Genomic DNA, 7,208 nt, shown 5'->3' with positions numbered 1-7,208 from the left:
TGGAAACGGCTTGTGAAAATAGGTAGTCGCCGACTTGATCAAAACGCTCTAAGAGAAATCTTGGAGCGTTTTCTTTTGTGCCATGCGGTGCGCGGCGCAACAGACCATGTCTGATACTACATTGAAAAGTGACGATACCATACAGTGGTCTAAAAGGTCGAAGGAATTTACAGAAAATTCATTCAATAACCGGCTAAAATTCACCATCTGGTTTGACGGGATGGGGCTTTTGGTGTATCATATATTTATGTGTGAATATTCGTTTTGGGGCAATAAAATGGCCCGGACGTTTGCTATTTTGAAGAATCATGAGGTGTGACCAATGTCCTTAGCTGAAAAACTCTTTGGCAGCTTCTCTGATCGGGAACTGAAAAAGATCAACCCCCTCACCAAACAGGTGCTGGCTCTGGAAGGCAAGTATCAGGCGATGTCTGATGCCGAGCTGCAGGCCCAGACTCCTGCACTGAAGCAGAAGCTGGCCGACGGCAAAACGCTGGATGATATTCTGCCCGATGCCTTCGCTGTCTGCCGCGAGGCCGCATGGCGTGTGCTGGGTATGAAGCATTTCCCGGTGCAGGTCACCGGTGGCATCGCCCTGCACCGGGGCGACATCGCCGAGATGCAGACCGGTGAAGGCAAGACCCTTGTGGCAACGCTGCCCGCCTATCTGAATGCACTGACCGGCGAGGGTGTCCACATCGTCACCGTCAACGATTACCTCGCCAAGCGCGACAGCGAGTGGATGGGCAAGCTTTACCGCTGGCTGGGCCTGTCGGTGGGCCTGATCGTGCAGGGCATGGATGGTGATGCCCGCCGTGAAGCTTATAATGCTGACATTACCTACGGCACCAACAACGAGTTCGGCTTCGACTATCTGCGCGACAATATGGTGACTTATAAAGACAACATGGTGCAGCGCGGCCATGCCTACGCCGTTGTCGATGAGGTGGACTCCATCCTCATCGACGAGGCTCGTACGCCGCTTATCATCTCTGGCCGCGGAGAGGACTCTTCCAGCCTGTATACCCAGGTGGACCGCTTCGTCCGCACTCTGCGCAAGAGCGTCGTGGTCGAGCTGGAAGACAAGGTGGAGACCGACGAGCAGGCTGACGGTGATTACATTGTGGACGAAAAGCACAAGACCTGCACCCTGACGGCTAAGGGCATCAAGAAGGCCGAGGAATATTTCAAGATCGAGAACCTCGCTGCCGCAGAGAATATGACCCTCGCCCACCACATCGACCAGGCCATCAAAGCCTACGGTGTGATGCAGCGCGACATTGATTACGTCGTGAAGGATGGCGAGGTGCTCATCGTCGATGAGTTTACCGGTCGTCTGATGATCGGCCGCCGTTACAACGAGGGCCTCCATCAGGCCATCGAGGCCAAGGAGGGCGTGAAGATCGCCGCCGAGAGCAAGACGCTGGCAACCATCACCTTCCAGAACTACTTCCGTATGTACAAGAAGCTGTCCGGTATGACCGGTACGGCAAAGACGGAGGCCACTGAGTTCACCGAGATCTACGGTCTGAACATCGTTACCGTCCCCACCAACCGCCCTGTCATCCGCAAGGATTACCCGGATGCCATCTACAAGACCATCAACGGAAAATACAATGCCGTCATCAAGCAGGTCATGGAGTGCCACAAGAACGGCCAGCCGGTCCTGGTGGGTACTGTCAGCGTCGAGAAGAGCGAGACTCTTGCCAAGATGCTGCAGAAGTACACCCGCGATTTCAATGTGCTGAACGCAAAGAACCACGAGCGCGAGGCAGAGATCGTCGCACAGGCCGGTAAGAAGGGCGCTATCACCATCGCCACCAACATGGCTGGCCGTGGTACCGATATTATGCTGGGCGGCAACGCTGAGTATATGGCAAAGGCCCAGATGCGCAAGGAGCACTTCTGCGAGAAGCTGCTGAACCCCGAAAAGCCCGAGGAGGCTCTGCCTGCAGCCGTGGAGCTGCTGCTCATCGAGGCCGACGGCCATGGTGAGACTGCCGACGCCAACATTCTGGCTGTCCGCAAGCGGTTCGAGGAGCTGTATGCTCAGTACAAGCCCCTGACCGAAGCGGAGGCTGAAGAGGTGCGCGCTGCTGGCGGTCTGTTCATCATCGGCACTGAGCGCCACGAGAGCCGCCGTATCGACAACCAGCTGCGCGGCCGTGCAGGCCGTCAGGGCGACCCCGGTGCATCCCGCTTCTATCTGAGCCTCGAGGACGATTTGATGCGTCTGTTCGGCGGCGACCGCGTGCAGAGCCTGATGGGTACTCTGGGCATCGACGAGGACACCCCCATCGAGAACCGGATGATCACCAGCACCATCGAGTCTGCCCAGAAGAAGCTCGAGGGCCGGAACTTCGAGATCCGCAAGAACGTCCTGAAATACGACGACGTCATGAACCAGCAGCGCGAGATCATCTATGGTCAGCGCCGCAAGGTCCTGGACGGTGAGGACATCAGCGCCGAGATGCACAATATGCTGAAGGAGAATATCGAGTCCAGCTGCAAGCAGTTCCTCGCAGGCGATGTGAAGGACGAGTGGGACTTCGGTGCGCTCCGCCGCCACTATCTGGGCTGGCTGACCACCGACGCCGACTTCCACTACACTGTCGCTGACTACGACAGCATCTCTCAGGAGAGCATCGCTGATATGCTGTATCAGCGCGGCATGGACGTCCTGAACGACAAGGAGCAGCGCTACGGCGCACCCCTGATGCGTGAGCTGGAGCGTATCTGCCTGCTCAAGTGTGTAGACCGCCAGTGGATGGACCATATTGATAACATGGATCAGCTGCGTCAGGGCATCGTTCTGCGCGGCTACGGCCAGAAGGACCCTGTCGTCGAGTACCGCATCGAGGGCTTTGACATGTTCGACCAGATGGTCGATTCCATCCGGGAGTCCAGCGTCAAGATGCTGCTGACCATCGAGGTGCGCGAGGCGGGCAAGGCCCCCAAGCGTGAGCAGGTGGCCAAACCCACCGGCGAGGGCTATGTGCCTGGCAACGGCGCACCCGGCGCAAAGGGCGCACCCAAGGGCCAGCCTGTCCGCGTCATCAAGATCGGCCGCAACGACCCCTGCCCCTGCGGCAGCGGCCTGAAGTGGAAAAAGTGTACCTGTGCCAAGTACCACCCCGAAGGAAGCCACACCGAGGGCTGAACGTAACACAGCAAAAAGCTCTCCCTCGGGAGGGCTTTTTCTGAATCGAGAAACTGTTTTCGTAAGCGGGATGCAATGCTTATGAAAACGGCTTCCTAAAAAAGAAGGAGCGGATGAGTATGAATATCACATCGGAAGAGCTTTTGAAGGAGGCCCGCGCACTGGAGCCGCAGCTGCAGCAGTGGCGTCGGACGCTCCATCGCCACCCGGAGGTGGGCTTCGATTTGCCCCACACGAAGGAACTGGTCAAGAAGGCGCTGACGGAAATGGGCTATGAGCCGAAGGACTGCGGCAAGGCTGGTGTCATTGCGCTGGCAGGCGGCAAAAAGCCCGGCAAGACCATCCTGTTGCGTGCCGATATGGACGCCCTGCCCATCCACGAGGACTCGGGTGAAGAGTTCAGCTCAGAAGTTCCCGGCAAGATGCATGGCTGCGGCCACGATATGCATACGGCCATGCTGCTGGGTGCAGCGAAGCTGCTCAAGGCCCATGAGGACGAGCTGGAAGGAACGGTCAAGCTGGAATTCCAGCCTGCTGAAGAAATTTTCCAGGGTTCCCCGGATATGATTGCGGGCGGCCTGTTGGAAGACCCTCATGTGGACGCCGCTGTGATGTTCCATGTGCTGGCCGGAATGCCGCTGCCTGTAGGTACGGTGCTGGTGCCGGGCGGCGGCATCACGATGGCCAGCTGTGAGCAGTACCATATCGTGGTCAAGGGCAAGGGCGGTCACGGCTCTACCCCGGAAAACTGCATCGATCCCATCACGGCTGCGGCCCACATCCACATCGCCCTGCAGGAGATCAACAGCCGGGAGCTGAAGCCCGGCGACTTCGGTGTGCTGACCACCGGCCGTTTCGAGGCTGGTGCGGCATCCAATGTCATCCCGGATGTGGCCCAGATGTGGGGGACCATCCGTACTACCGACCCGGAGAATAAGACCGGCGAACTCATTCGAACCCGCATGACCGAGATCGCGCAGGGCGTGGCGGCGGCATTCCGCTGCACCGCAGAGGTATCCTTCGCCGATTACTGCCCCTGCATGGTGGTGGACAAGCCCCTCGCCGAGAATGCGATGGACTATATGACCGAGCTGCTGGGGAAGGGCGCCATGGACATGACTGCCCTCACCGGCGGCAAGCCCGGCGGCGGCAGCGAGGATTTCGCCTTCGTGAGCCATGAAGTGCCTACTGTGAGCATGTTCATCGCCGCAGGCGGCCCGGAGCAGGGCTGCTGCTACGGCCAGCACCACCCCAAGGTGCGGTTCGACGACAGCATCCTCTACGAGGGTTCTGCAGCTTTTGGCTGGTTCGCACTCCGCTGGCTGTACGACAACGCCGGCATCGCGTTCTGATATTAAGACAGCAAAAGGCCCTCTCAGCGGCGCTGAGAGGGCCTTTTTATCGCTATCAGGTGTGGGTGCAGAGATAATCCACCCATGCGTCGTACCCGGCGGGCAGCAGATGGTAGCCGTCCGGCTGGGCGTATTCCTCGATGAGGTCGCCGTTCTCGTCGGCCAGCGCCTCCCAGAGGTTCAGGAAGGTGCAGCCCTTTTCCAGCGCGATGGCCGAAAGAGCATCGTTTATCTCACAGAGCCGCTCCTTGTAGAGGCCGGGGGACTTTTGGCTCACTTCAGGCCGGACCGGGGTGATGGACTGGACGTAAATTTTCGTGTTGGGCAGTGCCTGCGAGATCATGTCCAGCATCAGCCGGTAATAGGTGAGGAAGCTGGTATAATCACTGTCAGAGGTCAGCACATTGGTACCCAGCAGGATGTAAAGTGCCCGGGGCTGCTGGGAGGCCAGCGCCTCCATCGGGACTTCCTTTTCGCCATCGGCCCGGCGGCAGGTGGTGTTGTTGACGACGGCATTGGGGCCGACGCCCTTATAGGCGCAGAAGTGCGCGTTGGGCAGGCCGGTGTCGTACAGCTGCATCCCCTGTGTCAGGCTGTCGCCCAAAAAACTCACGTCCGAAAAGCTGCTCCGCTCTACGGCAGGGCTGGCAGGCTGGGCGGCGAGGCGGAAGTCCATCGCAGTCATCCCGTTGTCGAGGGTCTGGACACTGAGGCGTCGGGCCGGGGTGTAGCTGATGGTGTTCCACTCGCTGCCGGTCAGCTCCTGCTGCAGAATGGTGGGGCCTTGGGCCGTATTGGGAGCTGGCTCGCGGTGAAGGCGCTTCCAGAGGACGCCCACAGCGGCCAGAAGCACCAGTAGGATGAGCAGCGCAGCGGTGATGAACATCCTGCGCCAGCGCCGGTGAAGGATGCGGCGGCGATATTCCTGATAATCTGCCATAATGTCCTCCTGTGGCGGAATGGTAACTTTCGCCCCTATTATACAGCACAGCCCCGGCCCGTGCAACCCGTGAGGAAAAATTCCCATATTCCGGGGGCCTGCCCTTGCGTTTTCTGTTATAAATATGATATACTAAAGTGAATCAAGTATGATAGGGAGGCTTTCACGATGCCATTTACTCCGAAACTGACTTATAAAGGCAAGCCCCTCGTCCGCAAGGACAATGAGCTGTATTACGGCTGCATGACCGACCCGTATGTGCTTTATCTGCAAATCCAGTCCACCAAGACCGTGGGCGGTGTGGATGTGGCAGACAAGGTCCATCTGCAGCTGCTCTCTACCGATGAGTCCAAGCCCCGTGAGGCCCGCGTGGCACGTCAGACCACCAAGAACGGCCTGTACAATGCGCTGGACATCGGCAGCATCTGGCTGCAGAAGGCAAACGAGAACGGCTGAACCCAAACGCGAACCGCAAGCTGCTGAAAGGGACTGCTCCTGCATGGAGCAGTCCCTTTTTTGCTGTGCAAATATTTTGCGTTATGCGGAACTTTGTGGTATACTTATCCTGATATTTTATGCACAAAAGGCAGGAATGAAATTATGCTGCATGATCCGGAACTGCATTATCTGGATAACGCTGCCACCACCATCGTTGCTCCCGAGGTGGCAGACGTGATAGACAAAGCCATGCGGGAGCACTGGGCCAACCCCTCCAGCCTCTATGCCCCCGGCGCACGGAGCGAAGAGGCCCTGAACGCCGCCCGTGCCGCTGTGGCCCGCACCCTGGGCTGCAAGTCGAAGGAGCTGTACTTTACCTCCTGCGGCAGCGAGGGCAATAATCTGGCCCTGCTGGGCGCCGCCCAGACCCGCACTTTCGGCAAAGGCATCGTGGTGTCGGGCTTCGAACACCCCAGCGTCCAGCGCCCGCTGGAACGTCTGGCCGCGCAGGGCTATAACGTCACTGTCGTGAAGCCTCAGGCCGACGGTACATTGGACATCAACAAGATGCTGGATGCCGTGGACAAGAATACCATCCTCGTGGCCTGCATGATGGTCAACAACGAGATAGGCACCCGCAATGACGTGGAGCGTCTGGCTGCCGAGGTCAAGCGCCGTAACAGCCGAACCATCGTCCATGTGGACGCTGTGCAGGCGTGGATGCGCGTCCCCATCAAGCTGGACAACATTGACACGATGACCGTCAGCGGCCACAAGATCCACGCACCCAAGGGTATCGGTGCGCTCTACCTGAGTGACCGGCTGGTGCAGGCGTTCCAGCCGCCCTATCTGGGCGGTGAGCAGGAGCGCGGCCTCCGCCCCGGCACCGAAAACCTGCCCTATGCGCTGGGCCTTGCCGCTGCGGCCACCCGCCTGGCCGGCAGCATCAAGAGCCGTGACAAGGCTGTGCGCGCCCTCAACGACCGCCTCCGCGCGGGGCTTTCTGTGTTCCCGGAGGTGGAGATCAACAGCCCGGCGGGCGCTGTGCCTGAGGTGCTGAATTTCAGCGAGAACTGCATCAAGAGTGAGACGATGCTGGCCTGGCTGTCCGAGAAGCAGATCTACGTCTCGTCGGCCAGTGCCTGCGGCAGAGGACAGCCCAGCCACACGCTGGCGGCTATGGGCCGCGACCCGCTGGCCATCGACACGGCCATCCGGGTGTCCTTCTGTGCCGACAACACCCCGGAGGATGTGGATGCCTTCCTCGAGCGCTTTGAGGATGGTATGAAGCACTTGCAGAGAATCAAAAAGTAAGGAG

Annotated in this window: 5 protein-coding genes; 4 read left to right on the top strand and 1 reads right to left on the bottom strand. The window is 59.1% G+C overall.

Features of this window, described 5'->3' with window-relative positions:
• The first annotated feature begins 322 nt into the window (after nt 1-322).
• Together secA and AAAU26_RS13390 are read left to right on the top strand one after the other, a co-directional pair.
• On the top strand, nt 323-3,160 hold the full coding sequence (gene secA / locus AAAU26_RS13395; RefSeq protein ID WP_015564689.1) for a preprotein translocase subunit SecA: 2,838 nt from the start codon (nt 323-325) through the stop codon (nt 3,158-3,160).
• Nucleotides 3,161-3,279: 119 nt separating this feature from the next.
• Complete coding sequence (locus AAAU26_RS13390; protein ID WP_227618420.1) at nt 3,280-4,512, top strand: M20 metallopeptidase family protein; 1,233 nt, start codon at nt 3,280-3,282, stop codon at nt 4,510-4,512.
• A gap of 55 nt (nt 4,513-4,567) precedes the next feature.
• Here the strand turns inward: AAAU26_RS13390 and AAAU26_RS13385 are convergent, their stop codons facing one another.
• On the bottom strand, nt 4,568-5,452 hold the full coding sequence (locus AAAU26_RS13385; RefSeq protein WP_207676355.1) for a GDSL-type esterase/lipase family protein: 885 nt from the start codon (nt 5,450-5,452) through the stop codon (nt 4,568-4,570).
• A 168-nt stretch (nt 5,453-5,620) separates the two neighbouring features.
• On the opposite strand from AAAU26_RS13385, the gene AAAU26_RS13380 reads away from it, so the two are divergent.
• Complete coding sequence (locus AAAU26_RS13380) at nt 5,621-5,908, top strand: hypothetical protein (RefSeq protein ID WP_015564692.1); 288 nt, start codon at nt 5,621-5,623, stop codon at nt 5,906-5,908.
• A gap of 144 nt (nt 5,909-6,052) precedes the next feature.
• Nucleotides 6,053-7,204, top strand: coding sequence for a cysteine desulfurase family protein (locus AAAU26_RS13375; RefSeq protein WP_217210376.1), 1,152 nt, complete (start codon nt 6,053-6,055; stop codon nt 7,202-7,204).
• Nucleotides 7,205-7,208: the final 4 nt, after the last annotated feature.

Origin of the sequence: Faecalibacterium longum (assembly GCF_040094125.1) — a bacterium.
GTDB classification, from domain to species: Bacteria; Bacillota; Clostridia; order Oscillospirales; family Ruminococcaceae; genus Faecalibacterium; species Faecalibacterium longum.
Note: the sequence above shows the minus strand (reverse complement) of the source record. Positions and strands in the feature narration are given on the sequence as shown.

Excerpts from the sequence above, each read along its gene's own strand:
- secA (WP_015564689.1), top strand. The coding sequence starts at position 323 with ATGTCCTTAGCTGAAAAACTCTTTGGCAGCTTCTCTGATCGGGAACTG.
- AAAU26_RS13390 (WP_227618420.1), top strand. The coding sequence starts at position 3,280 with ATGAATATCACATCGGAAGAGCTTTTGAAGGAGGCCCGCGCACTGGAG.
- AAAU26_RS13385 (WP_207676355.1), bottom strand. The coding sequence starts at position 5,452 with ATGGCAGATTATCAGGAATATCGCCGCCGCATCCTTCACCGGCGCTGG.
- AAAU26_RS13380 (WP_015564692.1), top strand. The coding sequence starts at position 5,621 with ATGCCATTTACTCCGAAACTGACTTATAAAGGCAAGCCCCTCGTCCGC.
- AAAU26_RS13375 (WP_217210376.1), top strand. The coding sequence starts at position 6,053 with ATGCTGCATGATCCGGAACTGCATTATCTGGATAACGCTGCCACCACC.